This is a genomic window from Streptomyces misionensis (genome assembly GCF_007896895.1).
Lineage (GTDB): Bacteria > Actinomycetota > Actinomycetes > Streptomycetales > Streptomycetaceae > Streptomyces > Streptomyces misionensis_A.
Genome location: NZ_VOGW01000105.1, coordinates 29273 through 49641, shown reverse-complemented (window position 1 = coordinate 49641; position 20369 = coordinate 29273). Strand labels below are relative to the sequence as shown.

Sequence of the window (20369 nt, the reverse complement as noted above, 5' to 3'; positions counted from 1 at the left end):
GAGCACGACCGGACGCTGTACGCCGGCGTGGACATCGGCGGGACCACCACCCAGGTGGTGCTCTGCGACGACGACCTCACCGTGCTGGCCCGGGCCGAGACGGGCACTCCGGCGGCCCGTGGCGGACAGGCCATGATCGACGCCGCGCTCGGCGCGCTGACACCGCTGCTGCGCCGCGTCCCCGGCCGGCTGGCCGGCGCCGGCGTGGGCGCGGCCGGGGTGGTGGACTCCGCCGCGGGCCGCATCCTGGTGGCCAGCGACTCCTTCCACGGCTGGGCGGGCTTCCCGGTCACCGCGGCCGTGGCGGACGCCCTGGGTGTACCGGCGTACCTCGACAACGACGTCAACGCCTTCCTGCGCGGGGAGGTGGCCTCGGGCGCGGTCCGGGGCGAACGCGACGTGCTGGGCATCGCGTTGGGTACGGGCGTGGGCGGCGCCGTGTGGACGGACGGCCGGCTGTTCGCCGGACCGCACGGCGCGGCCGGCGAGATCGGGCACATCCCCGGGTTCGGCGACCTGGGCTGCACCTGCGGCGGCCGCGGCCACCTGGAGACGCTGGCCTCCGGCCGCTCCATCGGCGCGCGCTACGCCGAGCGCACCGGCCTTCGCCGCACCGCGCGGGAGGTCGCCGACGCGGCCGCGCACGGCGACGAGGACGCCCTCGCGGTGTTCCGCGCGGCGGGCGCCGGGCTCGCCCGGGCGGTCGTCATGACGGCCGGCCTCGTCGACATCACCACGGTGGTGATCGGCGGCGGCGTCAGCCGCGCCTGGCACCTGCTCGAACCGGCCGTCCTCGCCCGGCTCGCCGAGGAGCCCCCGGTCAGCGGTCACCCCGTCCGCCTGGTCCGGGCGGGACTCGGCACCGACGCCGTACCGGTGGGCGCCGCCGCCCTCGCCCGCCTGGGCACGACCTCTGACGGGGGCGCGCGCCCCGCCCTGTCGGCATCGGCGCGCGAGCGCTGACGCGCGGCGCTCGACAACCGGCGCAGGCCGATGGGACAGCCCCGCCGAGCGGGGCTGTCCCATCGGTCTGCGCCACGGGGTCGCGTGCGGTGCGCGGTCAGCCCTCGCGCAGCCGGGCCGCCAGCGAGGTCAGCGGCTTGGTCTCCTCGGTGTGCCCCAGGGCCGTGAGACGGGAGAGGGCTTCATCGAGGCGGGCGCGGGCGGGGTCGGGGCGCTCCAGGTAGATGCCCTCCACGGCGGCCGCGAGACGGACGCACTCGGCCCACTCGCCGGCGTGGTTCTCGTCGGCGCCCGGTTCGCCGAGCAGGGTGACGGCCTCCTCCAGGGCGGCCAGGGCGGTCTTGTACTCCCCGGCGTAGGCGTTGACCCGTCCGTGCTCGTAGGCGAGGGCGCTGTCCAGGCCGCGGCCGCGCGCCCGGTGGTTCGCGGCGCGGGCCTCGTCGGCGATCCTTCCCGCGTCGGCGAGGAAGGCAAGGGCTCCGGCCAGGCCCTCGGCCCCCTGCCGCTCGGCCTGGAGGCGGGCGAGTTCGCGCAGGCAGTTGCTGAGCTGCTCGTAGCGCGGGGCCCGGACGTGGGCGGCGAGGGCCTGGTCCGCGGCCTCGCGTGCGCGGCCGAACTCGCCGGACTCCGCGAGGAGCACGGCGGTCTCCGCGGCGATCATCGCGTGGCTCCCCGGGTCGTCGTCCCAGCCGGCCGACTCGGCCGCGAGGGCGGCGAACTCCACCTTGGCGGCCTTGAGGTCCTCCCCGGCGTGCAGGGCGCGGGCGCGGGTCAGGCGCAACTGGGCGACGAGCCGGTCGTCCAGCGCGCCGGCGGTGACGTCCGGTTCGGCCAGGAGGGAGTCGAGCAGAGCGATGCAGTCCTCGATGCGGCCGAGGTCGAGGCCGAGCTGCGCCGCGTTGGCGTAGGCGCAGAACGCGTCCGTCCGGCTGCCGTGGCGCAGTTCCGTCTCCGCCGAGCGCGTCAGGTGCCGCAGTGCCTCGTCGGGCCGGCCCAGGCGCATGCACGCCTCGGCCAGATCACCGTGGAGGCGGGCGGTGCCGAGCGTGCCGGAGGGCCAGTCGGAGGCCAGTCGCAGGCCCTCGGTCAGGTCCGCGTGCGCGGCCTGCGCGTCCTTGAGGCCGAGCCGTATCCGGCCGCGCAGCCCCAGCGTGCGGGGCAGGTGCCAGGCGGGGCCGTGCGCCCTCAGCCGGTCGAGGAGGGCGTCGATCTCCGTGGCCGCGACGGGCAGCTCGCCGGAGAGGGCGTACGTACTGGCCCGCAGCATCAGGGCGCCGGAGATCTGCCCGTCGATCTCGTGCCGGGTGGCGAAGGCCAGCAGCAGGTCCGCCTCGGCGAGGACGGGCGCGATGTGCTCCTCGTTCCTCGACGTCTGCAACCGCAGGCCGAGCGCGGTCGCCCGCAGCCGCAGCAGACGGGCCTCCTGGTACGGGGCGAGGCCGGACGTCTTCTCGTGCAGCTCCACGAGAGCGGCGTGGGCCGCGGTCAGCGCGGCGGCCTGCGCCTCGGCACCGTCGCCCCGCTCCTCGGGGACCCGTGCCGCGAGGAGCAGGGCGCAGGCGCGGGCGAGGACCGCGTGCCCCGGCGCTCCGGCCTCGTCGTACAGGCTCGCGGCCTCCTCGTACCGGGCGGCGGCCGCGTCGAACTCGTCCTTGTCGCCCGCCAGGCTCGCCTCGTCGGCCAGCAGGTCCGCGCGCAGCAGTACCAGCGGTCCGAGGGCCGGGTCGTCGGGGTGGGCGTAGTCGGGGGCGGCGACGAGCGTGCGCAGCCGCGCCCAGCAGGCCGTCGCGTCCGGATGGCCCCGCTCGTCCGACTCCCGGGCCCGGAGGATCAGTTCGGGCAGCGTCTCGGGGAGGGCGGCCGCCGCGCGGGCGGCGGGCGCGGCGACCGGGGCCATGTCGTCGAGGCCGCGGGTGCGCAGGGTCAGTTCCAGTGCGTCCAGGAGGGGGGCGCGGTCGAGGCGGGCCCTGCGCCGGTCGGTGTGGGCCGTGGTCCCGTTGCGGGCGTCGAAGCGGGCGGCGAGGTCGTCGGCGCGGTCGCGCACCTCGGCGCGCAGGCCGGTCACCGTCCAGGTGCGGCCCGCGTACCCGGCGACGCGCAGTTCGCCGTGGCCGAGGAGATCGACGCGCTGCAGGAGGACCTCCACTCCGGTGAGGAAGTCGAGCAGGTCCAGCGGCGAGTCGACGTCGTCGAACAGGTTCCGGTTCTCGGCGAGCAGTTCCAGGCCGCGTGCCTCGTTGCCGGTCAGCGCGCAGAACTCCAGGTGCCGGCCGACCTCCCCGGACATCGAGGAACTGCGGCGGCAGGCCCGGTAGCCGGTGAGGTGCAGTGCGCGGGCCCGGTCGGCGTGGCCGGTACGCAGCAGCGGAAGCAGCGCGTACGAGATGGAGCGGGCGGGCTCCTCCTGGCAGGACTCCGCCCCGGCCAGGACGGGCTCCCAGGTGCGCAGCGCCCGCTCGTCGTCGCCCGCCGCGAGGTGGTACAGGGCGCGTTCGCAGATCTCGCAGGCCTCGCAGTCGCTGAGCCCGGTGCGGGGCCGGGCCGCCCACAGCTCGTAGGCGAGGTCGGTGCCCTCGCCGACGTGGGCGGCGAGCTGGTAGGCCTGCCCGTAGTAGGGCTGGAGGCCGAGGCCGGCCTTCTCGTACCGGTCGCGCATCTCCGTCAGCCACTGGCGAAGGCCGGTCAGCGGTACCTCGGGCAGCGCGCGCAGGGCGTGCGCCACCCACTTGAACCGCCAGAACAGCGTGTGGCGCAGCCGCTCGTCGAAGACGTCGGGCTGCTCGTCGAAGAGGGTCAGCAGGCGGGCGAAGACGACGGGCGACTTCCGCGGTTCGGCGCCGTAGTTGTACGCCTCCTGGAGTTCGAGGAGCGCGTGCACGAGCGGGACGGGGTCGGCGAACCGCTCGGCGGCGTCGACCAGTTCCTCGGCGGTGACGGTGCGGGTACGGCCGTAGGGGCGCCGGTCGTTCTCCTCGAGCGCCCGGTACAGCTCGTCGGTGGTCTGGGGTGCGGTCGGCATCGTCAGCTGTCCTTGCGGAGGGCGTGGGCGAGGAGGTCGAGGAAGGAGCGGTTGATGAGGCTCGACTCGGCGGGCCTGAGCGGGCGCCTGGACAGCATCGCGGCCTGGCCGTAGAGGGCCTCGGCGCTGGTGCGGGCGAGTTCGGGCTCGTCGATGGCGACGGCCGTCCGGACCAGGGGATTGAGCTGGTTGAGGATCAGCTGGGCGCGCGGGGCCTCCTGCCGCAGGTGGCCCAGGATGTCGCCCCACACGCCGCCCTGCTGCTCGCGGGCGAGTTGGGAGCGGGTGCGCTCGTGCCGGGCCTCGCGGCTGTCGAGGAGGAGGGCGGGCGCGGAAGCGGGCTGGAAGGTGCGCAGCGCGACGTCGCAGTCGAAGACCGCGAGGGCGTCACGGGCCAGGGCCAGGTAGGACGCGGCGGCCAGTTCCGTCTCCCGGTCGACGGAGTCGAGGTGAGCGGTGAGCGTCGCCGGGTCGAGGTCGGCGACGCTGACCTCCGGCCGTATCTCCGGCAGCCGGTGGACCAGTTCACGGTCGTAGGTGTAGCCGCCGTTGACGACCCCGAGCCCGGCGGCCGAGGCGATCGCCGCGACCTGCCGGAACTCCTCCACGCTGGACGTCACGAGGACGGTGCGGTGGGTGCGCGCGAACTCGTCCAGCGTGGCGTGTCCGTCGGTGGTCTCGAACGGCAGCCAGGGCAGCAGCATCCGCATGATCTCGTCGTCGTGCACCGCCAGCGACTTCACGGCCAGGTGGTGGACGCGGAGGAAGCTGCCGAGGAGTTCGGGGTCGCTGGCGGCGATCCGGGCGATCCACGCCCGCAGCCGTTCGGCGAGGGCGTCACGGACCGCGGCGAGGGTGTCGTCCTCGTACAGGGACTCGCGGGACGCCGTCGGGCGCAGGCTCTCGGCGTCGACGACGCAGCGGACGAAGAACGCCCACTCGGGCAGGATCTCCTCGGCCTGCTCGGCCAGCAGCATGCCCTTGACGTGCACGCGGTGGCCGTGGCGGCGCCCGGCCGGCACCGCCTCGGGGAGCACGCACGCGACGCCCCTCAGGCCCACGGCGGGCAGATCGAGTTCGATGGTGTCCAGCGGCGTGAAGCCGAAGACCTCCTCGCCGTACGCGGCCAGCGCGCGGGTGCGTGCTCCCGGCGTGGGGTACGCGCGCGCCCAGGGTGCGGGCTCGGGATTGACGGCCGCGCCCGGACCGCCCGTGCCGTCGTCGAAGGTGACCGGGTGGCGCAGCAGGGAGCCGAAGTGCCGGGCCAGCGCGTGCACCCGCACCGGCCGGGTCCACTCCTGCGCGTCGGCGCGGGGCGTCAGCGTGATGGTGGTGCCGGGCCGCGGGCGGGCGGAGGCGGGCAGGGTGCGCACGGAGTAGCTGCCGTCGCCGCGGCCCCGCCACTCGACGACGGGGGCGTCCGGGGTGCGGGCGGAGCGGCTGCGGACATGGATCTCGTCCGCCACCAGGAAGCAGGAGAGCAGACCGATGCCGAACTGGCCGATGAAGTCGGCGCGCTGCTCGGCTATCGCCTCGGCGCGCTTGCTGCTGCGGCCGATCGTGGAGAGGAAGGCGTGCACGTCGGCCTCCGTGAGACCGACTCCGTCGTCCTCCACGCGCACGTGCGAACCGTCGGCGTACAGGCGGATGCCGAACGCGCCGTCGGTGGCGGCCGGTTCGAGGCCGTACCGCGCGGTCGTTGCGTCCACCGCGTTCTGCAGGAGTTCGCGCAGGTAGACGCGGGGGCTGGAGTAGAGGTGGTGGGAGAGGAGGTCGACGAGGCCGCGCAGATCCACCTGGAAGGTGCGATCGGTGCCGGCCGGGCTCGAAGGGGTGTCGGGCAGAGTCATCGGGCAGTCCGGGGTGAGATGAGCGGCGGGTGGGCAGCGGGTTCAGGCATTGCTCCGGGCGCGGGCGTACGCCTTTTCCGGCTGTCCCATGTACTGCCAGGGCCACGCGGTGTAGGCGCCCTTCAGCTCGCGGAAGACGAGCGGCAGCGCGATGCGCTCGCAGGCCAGGGACAAGGCCATGGCGAACATGTTGAAGTCGTGCTGCCAGCCGGGCCGCCGCACATAGGCGGGGTGCAGGATGCTGCGCTCGGCCGCTTCCAGCAACTCGTCCTGGATCTCGGGGGTCATGAGGCAGTTATCGCGTCCGGTCTCGACCCAGTCCTCGATGTGCGCCATGGCGATCACGCATCCGAGTCGATGGCCGTCGGGCGCGGCGGCGAACGCCTGGCGGGCGAACGCCAGGGCCTCGCCGGGCTCGCCGCCCCAGCGGGGCTGCAACTGCGACACCCACTGGACGTGGGTCTCCAGGTCCAGCGGAGCGCGGCGCAGGGCGGCGTCGAGCCGGGTCTCGTTGACGGCGGGGCCCAGCGACATGCCGCGGCCGGAGGTGAGGAGGCGGCGCCATGGCGTGACCCAGTCCGGCCGCAACTCGGCGGCCTCGAAGAGCTGTTCCTCGGCGAGCTGGAGGCGCTCGTGGAAGACCCTCCACTGCTCCTGTGTGACGTCCGCGGCACGCGCGCGGGTCCGCGCCTCCCAGCCCCAGACGATGTGGCGCGCGCCGGAGATCAGCAGGGCCGTCGCCCGGTGTTCCTTGTCCTCCTCGACGGCCCGGCCGATCCAGTCCTGCACACCACTGACGTCGGCCAGCTCACCGAGGACCTGATCGTCGCGGCCCAGGTCGAAGGGGGCCAGCGCCGCCCTGACCCCCGCCCAGTCACCCGCGGCCGCCGCGTCCACCAGCGTCAGCACGCGCGCGTCGCCGAGCGCGCGCAGGGTGTACATCCCGTTCCTCTGCCACCGCGGGACGGGCAGGGCGTGCGGATCCGCCGCCGGTCTCTCCCCGAACAGCTTGTCGAACATGCCGCGCCCTCCCCAGGTTCCGCGTGATCGTCCGGTGCAGCATAAGCGGACCCACCGACACCACCTCCACGGGATCTCCGCCGGTACTTCACCACGCCGGTACCGCCCTCGCGCCCCGCCCGTTCCGGGGCCGGCTCCGCGCATCCGCCCGACGAGCGACGTGCCGGGCGCCGCGGCCGGGGAACAGGGGAGGCGACGCGTCGTCACCGATCGGAGACCCATGCCCGCCGACAGCCCCGCCTCGCTCCTGCCCCTGCTGCGCACCCGCGTCGACCGGTTGCTGGCGACCGCCGCCGTGCTGTCGGACGAGGAGGTACGGGCCCCGTCGCTGCTGCCCGGGTGGACGAACGCCCACGTCCTCACCCATCTGGCCCGCAGCGCCGACTCCCGCCACCGGCTGCTCGCCGCCGCCCGCTCGGGGCTCGACCTGCCGCAATACGCCGACGAAGCCCAGCGGGCGCGGGAGATCGAGGAGGGTGCCGGCCGGCCCGCCGCCGTCCTCGTCGACGACATGGAGACCGCGCTGCGCGGCTTCCTCGCCGCGGCCGGCGACCACCCGGCGGACGCCTGGGAGGTGCCGGTGCGCTGGCTCGGCGGCGGCCTGCGGCCGGTGCGCGGGGCCGTCGGGAGCATGCTGCGCGAGGTGGAGGTCCACCACACCGACCTGGCCACCGGTCATGGCCCGGACCGCTGGCCCGCCCTCCTCGTCGCCCGTGAGCTTAGGACGACCGTGCAACGTCTGCGCGACGACCCCGCCGCCCCGCCGATGACGCTGGTCGCCGTCGAGGACCGGGTCCCACGGGTGGTCGGAGCCGGAGCGGGGCCACGGGTGACCGGTCCTGCGGCGGAGTTGCTGGGCTGGCTCACCGGGCGGACCGACGGCGGGTCACTGGCCGTCGAACCGCCCGGCCCCCTGCCGACTCCGCCGGTCTGGCGCAGCTGACCGGGCCTCGGCCCGGAGCGAGGCCCCGCGCCCCGGCCCGGCGGCGCTGTCATGGGCGGGACGAATCCCCGATGCATTCCCCTACGGCTCGTTCGGCGGCTCGACGGCTCATTCGGCGGCGCCGGAACGTGTCACGGCGTGCGGGCTCGCGTCGGCCGGCCGGCCTGGAACGCGGCGAACCCGGCGTGGGCCAGGGCGAGCAGTGCGACGGCCGCGAGCAGCACCGGCGTCGTCGTGAGGCGGCCGAGGAGCGTGAGGACGTACGGGGTGAACATACCGAGGTAGGCCACCGCCCAGAACCGGGCCGTCCAGCGGGCGAGCCGGTGGGGCGGGGCGAGGGCGGCTGTGCGGGTGAGCCCGTGGGTGAGGGCCAGTCCGTAGCCCGCGCCGAGCACGATCGCGGCGAGGAGGGCGAGGGGCTCGTTCCCCCGCGCGGCGGCGACGGCGGCGGTGGCCGTGCCGGCCGCCACGAACAGGAGGCCCGCGGTGGGCGTGGACCGGGCGTGCCGGGCGGTGAGCAGACCGGTACCGGGGACGACGGCCGTCGCGAGGCCCGTGAGGACCAGACCGGTGTGGAGGGAGCTCGGCAGCGTGACGAAGCCGATGGTGGGGGCCGCGAAGACCCAGGGCGCCAGCGGCAGCACGGTCCGCCGGAAGCGGTGCCCGGTGTGTTCGTGGGCGGCCGCGACGCCGTGGGCGGGGGCCGGCCTGTGCGTCTCCGGTGCGGCCAGCGCGAACCACCCCGCCGCCACCCCGAGGACGACGTGCGGGACGTACGCCGTCACCATCGGCCAGGGGGCCCAACGGGCTATGAGCGCCGCCGCGAGGCCGCCGGTGGCGAAGCCCGCGGAGACGAACAGGCCGGGGCGGCGCGGCGAGCCGGAGAGCTCCTTGACCCAGGCGCTGCCCGCGGCCAGCAGCGCGCCCGCGCCGACACCGGTCAGGAAGCGGCCGGGCAGCAGCGGCCAGGTGTGGCCCCACGCGCCGCCGGCCATCAGGAACAGGGTGGACAGGACGTTGAGCGCGAGGGCCGTGAGCGCCACCCCGCGCCGTCCCCCGCGGTCCGCGAGCGGGCCCGCGATCAGCAGCCCCGGGATCAGACCGACGACGTACACCGCGAACAGGCCGGTCACCGAGGACTCGGTGAGGCCGAAGTGGCCGCGGTAGGCGCCGAGCAGGGCCGAGAACTGGTTGGCGCTCCAGCCGGAGGCCAGCATGATCCAGGCGGCGCGGGCGCCCCGGGCGACGGCGGTCGCGGGAACGGCGGCGGCGGGAGCGGTGGCAGGGGGTGCGGTCATGCTCCCCTTCGTACGTGCCCGACCGTTCGGCGCGCGCCGCACCTTCACGATTCGTGAACGGCCCGCGCCCCCTGCCCGGCTCCCCGTCTACCCTGCTCGCATGGTGCTTGACCTGCGGCTGTTGTCGTCGTTCCTGGCGGTCGTCGAAGAGGGGCACTTCGGGCGGGCCGCGGCGCGGCTCTTCCTGTCGCCGCCCGCCGTCACCCAGCACGTGCGCCGTCTGGAGAGCCAGGTCGGCGCCCGGCTCCTCGACCGCTCCGGCTCGCCCGTCGTGCCGACGGCCGCCGGTGTGCGGCTCGCCGGACACGCGCGCACGCTCCTCGACGCCGCGAACGCCGCCCTCGACGACCTGGCGGAGGTCACACGGGAGGCGGACGGCGGGCGGCCGCTGCGGGTGGGCATCATGGGGCACGGTTCGGCGGAGCTGACGCCCGCGGCCATCAACGCGTACCGGCGGGCGCGGCCCGAGGTGCGGGTGGAGATCCGGCAACTGGACTTCACGGAGCATGTGACCGCACTGGTGGAGGACCGGGTGGACGTGGCCTTCGTGCGGCCCAGCCCGCAGGACGAGCGGCTCCTGACGGACGTGCTCACCACCGAGCAGCGGATCATCGTCGTGCACGAGCGGTCGCCGCTGGCCGACGCCCGGACCTCCGGGGTCGGGGTCGCGGACCTCGCCGAGCTGCCGCTGTTCCGCGTCCCCGGGCACACCCCGCACACGTTCACCGAGTACCTGTACTTCGACGACCGCGTCCAGCGCCGCAGCTCCGAGTTCGCCGTCACCCCGCAGGAGGTGCTGACCGGGGTGGTCACCGGGCGGGCCGCGGGCTCCGGCCTGCGCTCCTTCGCGCGGTACTACGCGTGGCCGGGCGCCGTCTTCGTCCCCGTCCTGGACGCGCCGTGGGCGAGCAGCTACCTCGCGGTGCGGGCCGGTGACGACAACCCGGAGGTACGGATCTTCCGGGCCCTCGCGGTGGCCCTCGCGCAGGACATGGGCCCCATCGTCAACTCGCCTTGGCCCAACGCCGTCTGACCCGCGTGCCGGATTCCGGTTGCAGGGATATCCCGCCAACTGCCCTTCCGGTGAGGGCCGCTTGGGTTGATCATGGTTCAACCACCGTGTGGCGTAAGCCAGTCACCGATCCCGAGGGAGCTCCATGCCCACCGTGCAGGTGCCCGACATCCTCTCGCCCGAATTCGCCGCGGACCCCTATGCCGCGTACCGCCTGATGCGCGACGCCGCGCCCCTGATCTGGCACGAGGCGACGGGGAGTTACATCATCTCGCGCTACGACGACGTCGAGCGCGTCTTCAAGGACAAGAACGGCGAGTTCACCACCGACAACTACGACTGGCAGATCGAGCCCGTGCACGGCAAGACGATCCTCCAGCTCAGCGGCCGTGAGCACGCCGTGCGCCGGGCCCTCGTCGCCCCCGCCTTCCGCGGCGCCGACCTCCAGGAGAAGTTCCTCCCCGTCATCGAGCGCAACTCGCGCGAACTGATCGACGCCTTCCGGGACGCCGGCTCCGCCGACCTGGTCGACGACTACGCCACCCGCTTCCCGGTCAATGTGATCGCCGACATGCTGGGGCTCGACAAGGCGGACCACGCGCGCTTCCACCGCTGGTACACGTCCGTCATCGCCTTCCTCGGCAACCTCTCGGGCGACGCCGAGGTGGCCGCGGCGGGCGAGCGGACCCGCGCCGAGTTCGCCGCCTACATGCTGCCGATCATCCGGGAACGCCGCGAGAACCCGGGCGACGACCTGCTGTCCACGCTGTGCAGCGCCGAGGTCGACGGCGTGCGGATGAGCGACGAGGACATCAAGGCGTTCTGCAGCCTGTTGCTCGCCGCGGGCGGCGAGACCACCGACAAGGCGATCGCCGGCATCTTCGCGAACCTGCTGCGCCACCCCGACCAGCTCGCCGCCGTCCGCGCGGACCGCGACCTGATCCCGCGGGCCTTCGCCGAGACCCTGCGGTATACCCCGCCCGTCCACATGATCATGCGGCAGTCCGCGACCGAGGTGAAGCTCAGCGGCGGCACCATACCCGCCGGCGTCACCGTCACCTGCCTGATAGGCGCCGCCAACCGGGACGAGAGCCGCTACCGCGATCCCGACCGCTTCGACATCTTCCGCGACGACCTGACCACCACGACCGCCTTCTCCGCCGCCGCCGACCACCTCGCCTTCGCCCTCGGCCGGCACTTCTGCGTCGGCGCGCTGCTCGCCAAGGCGGAGGTCGAGACCGGCGTCGGCCAACTGCTGGACGCCATGCCCGACATGCGCCTCGCGGACGGCTTCGAGCCGGTCGAGGAAGGCGTCTTCACCCGCGGACCGCAGCGACTGCCGGTGCGGTTCACCCCGGTTTCGGCCGTCTGAACGGCGCCGCGGCGACGGGCCCCGCCCAGGGACCCAGGGGCCCGCGCTGCCGCACCACCGGGTGGGGCGGCGCGCCCGCCCTCCGGATCACCGGGCGCCCGCCCTACTGCACCACGGGAGTGAACCGCACCGGCAGCGCCGTCAGCCCCCGCATCCAGATCGACGGGCGCCAGGTCAGCGTCTCCGGCTCGACCGACAGCACCAGGTCGGGCAGCCGCTCCAGCAGCGTTTCCACGGCCGTGCGCGCCATCACGTCCGCCAGCAGCGGTGCCGGATAGGGGCAGCGGTGCTCGCCGTTGCTGAACGACAGGTGCGCGGCGTTCTCCGCGCCCACGTGGGCGTCGGGCCAGATCTGCGGATCGGTGTTGGCCGCGGCGAGGCCCAGCACCAGGCAGTCGCCCGCCCGGATCTGCCGCCCGCCCAGCTGGGTGTCCCGGACGGCCCAGCGGCCGATGAAGTTCTGCGTCGGCGTGTCCAGCCACAGCGCCTCGTTGAGCGCCTCGCCCACGCTGAGCCTGCCGCCCGACACGTTCACCGCGAACCGCTCGTCCGTCAGCAGCAGCCTGAGCGTGTTGCAGATCCAGTTCGCGGTCGGCTGCTGCGCCGCGGCGATCACCGAGATCAGGTCCTGGACGATCTCCTCGTCCGTCAGGCCCGCCGGATGCAGCAGCATGCGCGAGGTGACGTCCGGGCCGGGGTTCTCCCGCTTGTCCTTCACCAGCTGCCGCAGCCGCTCGCCCACCCGCCCGTACGCCGCCACCGGGTCGTCGCCCTCCGCGGCGTCGAGCGAGATCCGCAGATCCTCGACGAGCCGCTGGGTGTCCTCGCCGGAGGTCGGCATCCCGCACATCTGCACCACGGCCCGCATCGGCAGGGCGTGCGCGTACCCGGTCATCAGCTCGGCCTGACCGCTGCCCGCGAAGGCGGCGATGAGCCGGTCGGCGATCAGCTGGCAGTTGCGCGCCAGCTCGAACTGGTCGACGCCTTCCAGCGCCTCCGTGATCACCCCGGCCCGCCGCCGGTGCTCGTCTCCCTCGGTGAACAGCACCGACGGCTGGTAGCCGACGTACGGCAGCAGCGGCCAGTCCGCCGGGATGTTCTCCCACTGGTTCCAGCGCCGGGAGTCCCGCGCGAACAGCTCGTCGTGGCTGGTCACGTAGGTGACCTCGGAGTAGCCGAGCACCAGCCAGGCCGGGATGTCCCCGTCGAGCAGCACCGGCGCCACCGCGCCGTGCTCGCGGCGCAGCGCGCGGTACATCTGCGCCGGCGTCTGCTGGTACTCGAGCCCCGCCAGGCGCACCGCTGCGGTGTGGGCGGGGCAGCCCGGCGGGGCCTGGTGCGCGGAAGAGGGATCGGTCACGGTGTCGCCTCCTGGGCCATCGCCAGTTCGTACAGGTGGTCCACGAGGGTGATCAGCACGTCCTTGCCGGACTGCCGGACCCGCGCGTCGCAGTCGACCATCGGCACCTCGTCGGAGAGGGCGAGCGCCTGGCGGATCTCCTCCAGGGAGTACCGGTGGGTGTCGTCGTCGAAGCGGTTGACGGCCACCACGAAAGGCGTCTTGTGGTGCTCCAGCCGGTCTATCGCGTACCAGGAGTCGTTCATCCGGCGCGTGTCCACGAGCACCACGGCACCCAGCGTGCCGGAGAACAGCCGGTCCCACAGGAACCAGAAGCGCTCCTGCCCCGGCGCCCCGAACAGGTAGAGCACCATGCGTTCGTTGAGGCTGATCCGCCCGAAGTCGAACGCCACCGTCGTGGTGGTCTTCGACGCGACCGCGCTGGTCTCGTCGAGGCCGACGCCGGCCTGCGTCATCACCTCCTCGGTGTTCAGCGGCCGGATCTCGCTGACCGAGCGGACCAGGGTCGTCTTGCCGACACCGAAACCGCCCACGATGACGATCTTCAGTCCGGTCTCCGCCGCATCGTCCAGTGGCGTGCGGCGGGCGGGCAGCTCAGAGGTTGCGGAGCCCATGGAGCACCTCCTTGAGAAGGGCGGAGTCGGGGAGCGAGGCGACGGACTGCGCCGCGCGCGGACGGCGGGCGGTGATGCGGCCGGTGTCGAGCAGGTCCCCGAGCAGGATGCGCACCACCGTGATGGGCAGTTTCAGCTCCGCGGCGATCTCGACGACGGCCGTGGGGTGTTCGCACAGCTCCAGGATCCGGGCGTGCTCCGACTGCATGCCCGCCGTGGGCCGGCACTCGCTGACGATCAGGGTGACCAGGTCGAAGGAGTCGTCGGCGCGGCTCCGGCCGGCCGTGACCGTGTAGAGCCGGTCGGGGTCACCGGTGTCCACGGGCTTGCGCATCACGACGCGGCACTCCCGGGAAGGGGCTCTCGGGGCTCGGCGCGCAGGTGCTCGCCGATCTGCTCCACCAGCTCCGTCATCTGGTGGCCCACCACGCCCGGGTCGGCGTCCTCCTCGGCGAGGACGGCGAGGTGCGCGCCCTCGCCGGCCTCCACGATGAACAGCAGACCGCCGTGGAACTCGGTCATGGACTGCCGGACGCCGCCGGTGCCGTCGCCGAACTCCACGGACGCGCCGTGGGACAGGGCCTGGATGCCGGAGCAGATCGCCGCCAGCTGGTCGGCCTGGTCGAGCGTCAGGTGTTCGGTCCAGCAGAGCTTCAGGCCGTCCCGGGACAGGGCCAGGGCGTGCCGGGTGCCAGGGGTGCGCTCCAGGAGGTTCTGGAGGAGCCAGGTGAGGCTGTTGTCGGTGGTCTGCATGATGGGTGAGGGGACGGTGGTACCCGGCTGACCGGTCACCGGCCCGTTCCTCCAATCTCATGAACTCGGGCGGAAGCGGGCGCCGGCGCCCTGGGCGCCGTACGGGAAAGGGGTCGGCGGCTACGGGGCGGGCGGCGGCTCGGCCTCGGACCGGGCATCGGACTCGGCGGCGCCCCGCGCGGACCGGCGCCCGCGGTGGAAGGCGCCGAACCGTGCGCCGGCGTCCCGCGCCGGACGCTGCTCCGGGCGGGCCGCGTCCACCGCCTCGGATGCCGCGTCGGACGCCGCGTAGGACCCCGTCCCGGGCACCGCTTCGGACCTCGTGTCGGAGGCCGACCGGCGCTGCTCGCGCCCCCGTTCGGCCTCGGCCATGGTGCGGCCGGGCGCGCGTACGGGCAGGCCGTTCGGCGTGGAGCCGGCGGCGCGCGCGTGCTGCTCCTGCACGGGCGGCTCCGGCCGGACGGCGGGCCGCTCCGGGACGCCGGGGCGCGCGGCGGGCCCGGGCACCGGGGCCGGGGCGGGTGCCGGTGCGGGGCCCGGTGTGGGCACGGTTCCCGCGGTGGCACGGCCGACGGCCCCGGGCGCCACCGCCTCGCGCTGCTGGGCGATCAGCTGCGGGGGCAGCAGGACGACGACACCGGTGCCGCCGCGCGACGAGGGGCGGTAGTTGACGCTGATGCCGTACTTCACCGCGAGCCGTCCGACCACGGCGAGGCCGAGCCGGGTGCCCTGGAGCGAGGCGAGGTCGGTCATGCGGCCGGACACCGCCTCCTCGGCGCGGCGCATGGCCGCGTCGGCCATCTTCAGGCCGCTGTCCTCGATGGTGACGACCAGGCCGGCGCTGCGGTCCTCGACGTAGACGTGCACCTCGTCGATGGGCGGGGAGAAGTTCGCGGCGTTGTCCATCAGTTCGGCGAGGAGATGCATGACGCCCTCGGCGGCGAAGCCGGAGATCGCGGCGGTGGTGGAGCAGTGCAGACGCACCCGCTGGTAGGCGGCGATGCGGCCGACGGCGCCGCGCAGGATGCTCTCCATCACGATCGGCTTGTTCCAGGCGCGGCTGGACCGGCCGCCCATGAGCAACGCCAGCCGGTCGGTCATCAGGCCGAGCTGAGAGGTGCTGTGGTCCAGCTTCAGCAGGTCGCCGAAGACCTCCTCGCCGTGTCGTTCCTGCATCTCCCGCAGGTCGGCGAGCATGCTGACGGACTTGGCCTGGACGCGGCTGAGCGCCTTGGCGGAGGCGGCCTGCGCGGCGGCGGCGCGCCGCTCGCTGCGGGCGAGTTCGCGCACATACGACTCGGTCGGGATGCGGACCGCGGGCAGCCGGGGCAGGTCGAGTTCGGCGAGCACCGTGTCGGCGGACGCGCCCTCGCGCAGTCCCGCGAGGGCGGCGGGCAGGGTCTCCCGCGCCACCCGTTCCAGCGCGGCGACCATCTCGTCCAGCTCGTCCCGGGCCCGCCGGCGCTCGCCGTCCGACGCGGCCGCGCGCCGCACGTGTTCCTCGACGGCGGCGGCGAAGACGTACCCGATCCGCCCCAGCTGCGGGTCCGACGGCTGGGTGACACCGCCCAGCGCGTCGGCCGCGCTCATGCCCTCGCGCAGGCGGTCGGCCACGGCGGGCAGCGTCACGTTGGCCAGGTGCGCGGTCTCGGCCGACAGCTGCGCCGCCTGCGCCTTGAGACGGCCGGCCTCGGCGGTCTGCGCGGCGGCCGTGCGCCGGGCCCGCGCCACGAGCCGGTGGCCGACGAGGACGGCCGCGGCCAGGCACACCCAGGCGACCGCGACCACGGTCAGCGCCCAGGTGCCGGCACCGGACGGCGCCAGGACGACGGCCACGCCGCCGGCCGCCGCGCCGAGCACCAGCACGGCCAGGGGCACGGCCGGCGAGGTGCGCGGCGCCTTCGTCGGCCGTTGCTGACTGAGCGGTGCAGGCAGTGACATTCCGCGGTCCCTCGGTCCAAGAGATCAGGAGAAACGGGCCGCCGACGCACGGCGGCCGCGGGCCGGAAAGGGGGGCGCCAAGAGGACGACGATCTTCCGACCGGGTACCTGCTCATGCTAGCCACACTGACGCGCCAGAAAATCTGACTGGCAGCACAGTTCGCCGCCAACCGGAGTTCGTCGCGAACCGATCGACGGAACGTCCGTGTGTGGTAAAGAAGTTGTCTACCCCCTCAACCTGTCGCCACAGGACGGCGGCACCGCGCCGCGCACTGACCTTTCGTCAAACTGTTATCAAGCGGACGTCGTTCGGACACTCGATCCCATCGGTCAACGTCACTTTCCAGCCAACTGTGCACTCCGCAGCCGGATCAGGGCATCCGAGCAGCAGCCCAGATCCTTTTCACGCCGGCCCCGCCGCCGACGTATCAGCAGGCGGCGCCGTCCAGTTCCCGGGCCCGGCGGACGAACACCTCATGCAGGTCCTGCGCGGCCTGTGGCACGGAGTCGGCCTTGCGGCGCTGGAGCGTGAGCAGAACACGGGGGACGTCACCGGCGAGCGGCCGATGGGTGATCGTGCCGATGCGCTGCAGGGGGTCGCCGACCACGCTGAAGTCCGGCAGGACGGTCACCCCGAGCCCTTCGGCCACCATCAGCTTGCCCATCTCCGCGCCGTCCGTCGAGTACGAGAAGGCGGGGACGGCGCCGCCCAGGAGCCGGTGCACCAGCCGGTGCATGACGTATCCGGAGCGCATCGCGATCAGCGGCTGCGTCAGCAGTTCCGGGAGGGTCACGACGCGACGCGAGGCGAGCGGGCTGTCGGGACGCATGCACACCACGGGCCGGCCCCGCAGCAGGCGAGTGCAGTCCACGCCGGCCGGTATGTCGTCACCCTCGAGGTGGTTGACGAGTCCGAGGTCGAAGGCGCCTTCGGCCAGGGCCCGCTGAATCTCCGTCTGCTGCGCCCCCACCACCTCGACCTGGGTCAACGGGTGTGCCGTCCGGAACGTCCGCACCACCGGCACCAGCAGCGGCACCGTCGCCGCGTTCACCGTGCCGACCCGCACCATGCGGCTGATCCGGTGCTGCTCCCCGGCCGCGGCGCGCAGCCGGTCCACCGCCTCCAGCACCCGCACGATGTGCGGCAGCAGCTCCCTGCCCTCCGCGCTCATCGTCGCCCCGGACCGCTTGCGGTCCAGGAGGTCGACCCCCAGCTCCCGCTCCAGGTTCCGGACGGTCTCGCTCAGCGCGGGCTGTGAAATATGCAATTCCTCCGCCGCCCGGCGCAGTGAGCCGAGCCGGGTCACCGTGGCTATGTATTCGAGCTGTTCGGTCCGCATTCCGGCATCGTGTGTCCGAATCGGCGGGCCGTTCAAGGGTTTCCCTGTCACAGGTTCGTGAAATCCCATGGTCAACGGCCTGGAATGAGTTGGTTTTCCCTTGACGGCCCGCGCGGCGTCCTGCCAGGATCAATGGCATGAAGAAGCGACTGGAACTCACGCGGCGACGCCATGTCGACCTCGCACGCGTTTCCAGCGCCTCCTGTCGTGCTGCGGCCTGATCTGCGATCCGCCGCCTTTCTTCCCCACGTTCGTACCGTCTGACCGGCTCACGCACCCGCTGAGCGACCGGCTTGGACCCGGTACGGCGTGCCGTCACAGGCCGGCCCGGCTCCCCTGCGGCCCATCCGCGCCATCAGCCCTGCCTCGCGCCCACGCATATCACCGTGCATTCTCATGTTCCGCCACAGGAGTTCCGCATGCCCGCGCCCATTAAATTCGCCTACTGGGTTCCCAATGTCAGCGGCGGTCTGGTCACCAGCACCATTGAACAGCGCACCGACTGGGGATACGAATACAATCGCGAACTCGCCGTGCTCGCCGAGAACAACGGATTCGAGTACGCCCTCAGTCAGGTCCGGTACATGGCCAGTTACGGCGCCGAGTACCAGCACGAGTCGACCAGCTTCAGCCTGGCCCTGCTGCTCGCCACCGAGCGGCTGAAGGTCATCGCCGCCGTGCACCCCGGTCTGTGGCACCCCGGCGTCCTCGCCAAGCTCGGTGCCACCGCCGACCACCTCTCCCACGGCCGCTTCGCCGTGAACGTCGTCAGCGGCTGGTTCAAGGATGAGTTCACCGCGCTCGGTGAGCCATGGCTGGAGCACGACGAACGCTACCGGCGCGCCGAGGAGTTCATCCGGGCCCTGCGCCAGATCTGGACCGAGGACCACACCGAGCTGGCCGGCGACTTCTACCGGCTGCGCGACTTCTCCCTCAAGCCCAAACCGCTCAACACCCCCGAGCGTCCCCACCCCGAGATCTTCCAGGGCGGCAACTCCACCGCGGCCCGGGCCATGGCCGGACGGGTCTCCGACTGGTACTTCTCCAACGGCAGGGACTTCGACGGTGTCGTCGAGCAGCTCACCGACGTCCGCGCCGCCGCCCGCCAGGCCGGGCGCACCGCACCGAAGTTCGGCCTCAACGGCTTTCTCATCGCCCGGGACACCGAGGCCGAGGCCCGCGACACGCTGCGCGAGATCGTCGCCAAGGCGGACCGGGAGGCCGTCGACGGCTTCGGTGCGGCGGTCAAGCAGGCCGGGCGGTCCACCCCCGACGGCAAGGGCATGTGGGAGAACTCCACTTTCGAGGACCTCGTCCAGTACAACGACGGTTTCCGTACCGGTTTGATCGGTACCCCCGAGCAGGTCGCCGAGCGGATCGTCGCCTACCGCAAGCTCGGCGTGGACCTGCTGCTGCTCGGCTTCCTCCACTACCACGAGGAGGTCGCCTACTTCGGCAAGCGGGTGCTGCCGCTGGTGCGCGAGCTCGAGGCGCGGCTCGGCGACAACGAGCCGGAGCCCGCGGCCCGGCCCGCCTGAGCCGACCGCGCCCGAGCAACCCCGCCCAGCCACCTGCGCCGCGTACTTCCGCCGGCCACAGCACCAGATCCACCCACCGCAGCACGCACATCACGAAAGAGGTCACCCGCATGAGCACCTCCGCCCTGCCCGACTGGCAGACCCGTCCGGTCCCGCGGACCGCCGAGGAGTGGATCGCCCGCGCCGCCGAGGTCGCCTCGGTCCTCGCCACCGACGCCGCCGCACGCGACCAGGCCGGTGCCACCCCGTACGCCGAGGTCGAGTTGCTGAAGGACTCCGGCCTGGTGACGCTGCTGGGCCCGGTCGAGCACGGAGGCGCGGGTGAGAACTGGGTCACCGCCTACCGGGTGGTCCGCGAGGTCTCCAAGGCCGACGGCTCCATCGGCCAGCTCCTGGGCTATCACTACCTGTGGAACTGGGCAGCCCGGCTCGTCGGCACGCGTGAGCAGTGGGAGCACGTCGAGGCCGAGGCCGCCCGCAACCGCTGGTTCTTCGGCGGGGCCGTAAATCCTCGGGACGCGGACGTCGTGGTGACCGAGGACGGCGACGAGCTGGTGTTCACCGGCCGCAAGACGTTCTCCACCGGCAGCAAGGTCTCCGACGTCACCGTCCTGGAAGGCGTCTTCGAAGGCACCGACCGGCATGTCTTCGCGATCGTGTCCTCCGACAGCCCGGGCCTGACCTTCCACGACGACTGGGACAACATCGGCCAGCGGCTCACCGAGAGCGGCGGGGTCACCCTCGACGGGGTCCGTACTCCCTGGTCGTCGGCGGCCGGCTACGTCGACGGCGAGTTCACACCTCGCGTCTACAACACCCTCAACGTCCCCACCATCCAGCTGGTCTTCGTCAGCCTCTACCTCGGCATCGCGGGCGGTGCCCTGCAGACCGCGGCCACCTACACCCGGGAGAAGTCCCGGTCCTGGCTGCACGGCGGCTACGACCGCGCCGTCGATGAGCCGTACGTCATCGACACCTACGGCGACCTCACCTCGAAGCTGTGGGCGGTGGAAGCCCTCGCCGACGCCGTCGCCGCCGAGGGCCAGCGGTTGCACGACGACCCCGACGCGGTCACCGAGCAGGCGCGCGGCGAGTTCGAGGTCCGGGTGGCCGCGGCCAAGGCCCGCGCCACCGATGTCGCCCTGGAGATCTCCAGCCGGATCTTCGAGGTCACCGGTGCCCGCGCCACGGCCACCGCCGAGGGTCTCGACCGCTTCTGGCGCAACGTCCGCACCCACACCCTGCACGACCCCGTCGCCTACAAGCGGCGCGAGGTCGGCCGCTGGGTCCTCGAAGGCACGCTGCCCGAACCCACCTGGTACTCCTGACCGCTGCGGGGCGCCGCA

The 20369-nt window shown here is 73.4% G+C and carries 17 protein-coding genes; 7 read left to right on the top strand and 10 right to left on the bottom strand.

Going from position 1 to position 20369, the window contains the following annotated elements:
* Positions 1-15: 15 nt before the first annotated feature.
* Positions 16-963 carry an ROK family protein gene (locus FRZ03_RS18820; protein ID WP_398660663.1) on the top strand — a complete coding sequence of 316 codons (948 nt, stop codon included), beginning with the start codon at positions 16-18 and terminating at the stop codon, positions 961-963.
* A 97-nt stretch (positions 964-1060) separates the two neighbouring features.
* On the opposite strand, the gene FRZ03_RS18815 is transcribed toward FRZ03_RS18820, so the two are convergent.
* The 3 genes from FRZ03_RS18815 to FRZ03_RS18805 are packed head-to-tail and all read right to left on the bottom strand — an operon-like array spanning position 1061 to position 6852.
* Positions 1061-3982, bottom strand: coding sequence for a hypothetical protein (locus tag FRZ03_RS18815; RefSeq protein ID WP_146466328.1), 2922 nt, complete (start codon positions 3980-3982; stop codon positions 1061-1063).
* 2 nt (positions 3983-3984) lie between these two features.
* On the bottom strand, positions 3985-5832 hold the full coding sequence (locus FRZ03_RS18810) for an HSP90 family protein (RefSeq protein WP_146466327.1): 1848 nt from the start codon (positions 5830-5832) through the stop codon (positions 3985-3987).
* Between the two features lie 42 nt (positions 5833-5874).
* A complete protein-coding gene (locus tag FRZ03_RS18805; protein WP_146466326.1) occupies positions 5875-6852 on the bottom strand; it encodes a hypothetical protein in 978 nt (325 codons plus the stop codon).
* Positions 6853-7072: 220 nt separating this feature from the next.
* Between FRZ03_RS18805 and FRZ03_RS18800 the strand changes: the two genes are divergently transcribed.
* The gene (locus tag FRZ03_RS18800) at positions 7073-7795 is read left to right on the top strand and encodes a maleylpyruvate isomerase family mycothiol-dependent enzyme (protein ID WP_186785491.1); all 723 of its coding nucleotides are present in this window, start codon (positions 7073-7075) and stop codon (positions 7793-7795) included.
* 131 nt (positions 7796-7926) lie between these two features.
* Here the strand turns inward: FRZ03_RS18800 and FRZ03_RS18795 are convergent, their stop codons facing one another.
* Entirely contained in the window at positions 7927-9093 is a 1167-nt protein-coding gene (locus FRZ03_RS18795) for an MFS transporter (RefSeq protein WP_261399252.1), read from the bottom strand.
* A 100-nt stretch (positions 9094-9193) separates the two neighbouring features.
* On the opposite strand from FRZ03_RS18795, the gene FRZ03_RS18790 reads away from it, so the two are divergent.
* A complete protein-coding gene (locus FRZ03_RS18790; RefSeq protein WP_146466324.1) occupies positions 9194-10126 on the top strand; it encodes a LysR family transcriptional regulator in 933 nt (310 codons plus the stop codon).
* Positions 10127-10250: 124 nt separating this feature from the next.
* The gene (locus FRZ03_RS18785) at positions 10251-11477 is read left to right on the top strand and encodes a cytochrome P450 (RefSeq protein ID WP_146466323.1); all 1227 of its coding nucleotides are present in this window, start codon (positions 10251-10253) and stop codon (positions 11475-11477) included.
* Positions 11478-11580: 103 nt separating this feature from the next.
* Here FRZ03_RS18785 and FRZ03_RS18780 read toward each other — a convergent pair whose 3' ends face one another.
* The 6 genes from FRZ03_RS18780 to FRZ03_RS18755 all read right to left on the bottom strand — a co-directional run bounded on the left by FRZ03_RS18780 (position 11581) and on the right by FRZ03_RS18755 (position 17485).
* Positions 11581-12837 (bottom strand): cytochrome P450, encoded by a 1257-nt coding sequence (locus FRZ03_RS18780; RefSeq protein WP_146466322.1) that lies wholly within the window; start codon positions 12835-12837, stop codon positions 11581-11583.
* A complete protein-coding gene (locus FRZ03_RS18775; RefSeq protein ID WP_146466321.1) occupies positions 12834-13451 on the bottom strand; it encodes a GTP-binding protein in 618 nt (205 codons plus the stop codon). The genes FRZ03_RS18780 and FRZ03_RS18775 overlap by 4 nt, the downstream gene beginning before the upstream one ends.
* Positions 13432-13788: a DUF742 domain-containing protein gene (locus FRZ03_RS18770; RefSeq protein WP_070022374.1), complete on the bottom strand. Its 357-nt coding sequence runs from the start codon at positions 13786-13788 to the stop codon at positions 13432-13434. Before FRZ03_RS18770 ends, FRZ03_RS18775 begins: the two co-directional genes overlap by 20 nt.
* Positions 13785-14204 (bottom strand): roadblock/LC7 domain-containing protein, encoded by a 420-nt coding sequence (locus FRZ03_RS18765; protein ID WP_261399251.1) that lies wholly within the window; start codon positions 14202-14204, stop codon positions 13785-13787. Before FRZ03_RS18765 ends, FRZ03_RS18770 begins: the two co-directional genes overlap by 4 nt.
* A gap of 120 nt (positions 14205-14324) precedes the next feature.
* Positions 14325-16145 carry an ATP-binding protein gene (locus tag FRZ03_RS18760; RefSeq protein WP_146466319.1) on the bottom strand — a complete coding sequence of 607 codons (1821 nt, stop codon included), beginning with the start codon at positions 16143-16145 and terminating at the stop codon, positions 14325-14327.
* Positions 16146-16573: 428 nt separating this feature from the next.
* Positions 16574-17485, bottom strand: coding sequence for a LysR family transcriptional regulator (locus FRZ03_RS18755; protein WP_186785490.1), 912 nt, complete (start codon positions 17483-17485; stop codon positions 16574-16576).
* Positions 17486-17622: 137 nt separating this feature from the next.
* Here FRZ03_RS18755 and FRZ03_RS41235 point away from each other — a divergent pair, with 137 nt between their 5' ends.
* The 3 genes from FRZ03_RS41235 to FRZ03_RS18740 all read left to right on the top strand — a co-directional run bounded on the left by FRZ03_RS41235 (position 17623) and on the right by FRZ03_RS18740 (position 20351).
* Entirely contained in the window at positions 17623-17706 is an 84-nt protein-coding gene (locus tag FRZ03_RS41235) for a putative leader peptide (protein WP_350720278.1), read from the top strand.
* 198 nt (positions 17707-17904) lie between these two features.
* Positions 17905-19023 carry a dimethylsulfone monooxygenase SfnG gene (gene sfnG, locus FRZ03_RS18745; RefSeq protein ID WP_146466317.1) on the top strand — a complete coding sequence of 373 codons (1119 nt, stop codon included), beginning with the start codon at positions 17905-17907 and terminating at the stop codon, positions 19021-19023.
* A gap of 110 nt (positions 19024-19133) precedes the next feature.
* Entirely contained in the window at positions 19134-20351 is a 1218-nt protein-coding gene (locus FRZ03_RS18740) for an acyl-CoA dehydrogenase family protein (RefSeq protein WP_146466316.1), read from the top strand.
* The last annotated feature ends 18 nt before the right edge of the window (positions 20352-20369 follow it).

What these genes read in the sequence shown, in the direction of transcription:
- FRZ03_RS18815 (WP_146466328.1), bottom strand. Translation starts at nt 3,982, where the DNA reads ATGCCGACCGCACCCCAGACCACCGACGAGCTGTACCGGGCGCTCGAG.
- FRZ03_RS18810 (WP_146466327.1), bottom strand. Translation starts at nt 5,832, where the DNA reads ATGACTCTGCCCGACACCCCTTCGAGCCCGGCCGGCACCGATCGCACC.
- FRZ03_RS18805 (WP_146466326.1), bottom strand. Translation starts at nt 6,852, where the DNA reads ATGTTCGACAAGCTGTTCGGGGAGAGACCGGCGGCGGATCCGCACGCC.
- FRZ03_RS18800 (WP_186785491.1), top strand. Translation starts at nt 7,073, where the DNA reads ATGCCCGCCGACAGCCCCGCCTCGCTCCTGCCCCTGCTGCGCACCCGC.
- FRZ03_RS18795 (WP_261399252.1), bottom strand. Translation starts at nt 9,093, where the DNA reads ATGACCGCACCCCCTGCCACCGCTCCCGCCGCCGCCGTTCCCGCGACC.
- FRZ03_RS18790 (WP_146466324.1), top strand. Translation starts at nt 9,194, where the DNA reads ATGGTGCTTGACCTGCGGCTGTTGTCGTCGTTCCTGGCGGTCGTCGAA.
- FRZ03_RS18785 (WP_146466323.1), top strand. Translation starts at nt 10,251, where the DNA reads ATGCCCACCGTGCAGGTGCCCGACATCCTCTCGCCCGAATTCGCCGCG.
- FRZ03_RS18775 (WP_146466321.1), bottom strand. Translation starts at nt 13,451, where the DNA reads ATGGGCTCCGCAACCTCTGAGCTGCCCGCCCGCCGCACGCCACTGGAC.
- FRZ03_RS18765 (WP_261399251.1), bottom strand. Translation starts at nt 14,204, where the DNA reads ATGCAGACCACCGACAACAGCCTCACCTGGCTCCTCCAGAACCTCCTG.
- FRZ03_RS18760 (WP_146466319.1), bottom strand. Translation starts at nt 16,145, where the DNA reads ATGTCACTGCCTGCACCGCTCAGTCAGCAACGGCCGACGAAGGCGCCG.
- FRZ03_RS18755 (WP_186785490.1), bottom strand. Translation starts at nt 17,485, where the DNA reads ATGCGGACCGAACAGCTCGAATACATAGCCACGGTGACCCGGCTCGGC.
- FRZ03_RS41235 (WP_350720278.1), top strand. Translation starts at nt 17,623, where the DNA reads ATGAAGAAGCGACTGGAACTCACGCGGCGACGCCATGTCGACCTCGCA.
- sfnG (WP_146466317.1), top strand. Translation starts at nt 17,905, where the DNA reads ATGCCCGCGCCCATTAAATTCGCCTACTGGGTTCCCAATGTCAGCGGC.
- FRZ03_RS18740 (WP_146466316.1), top strand. Translation starts at nt 19,134, where the DNA reads ATGAGCACCTCCGCCCTGCCCGACTGGCAGACCCGTCCGGTCCCGCGG.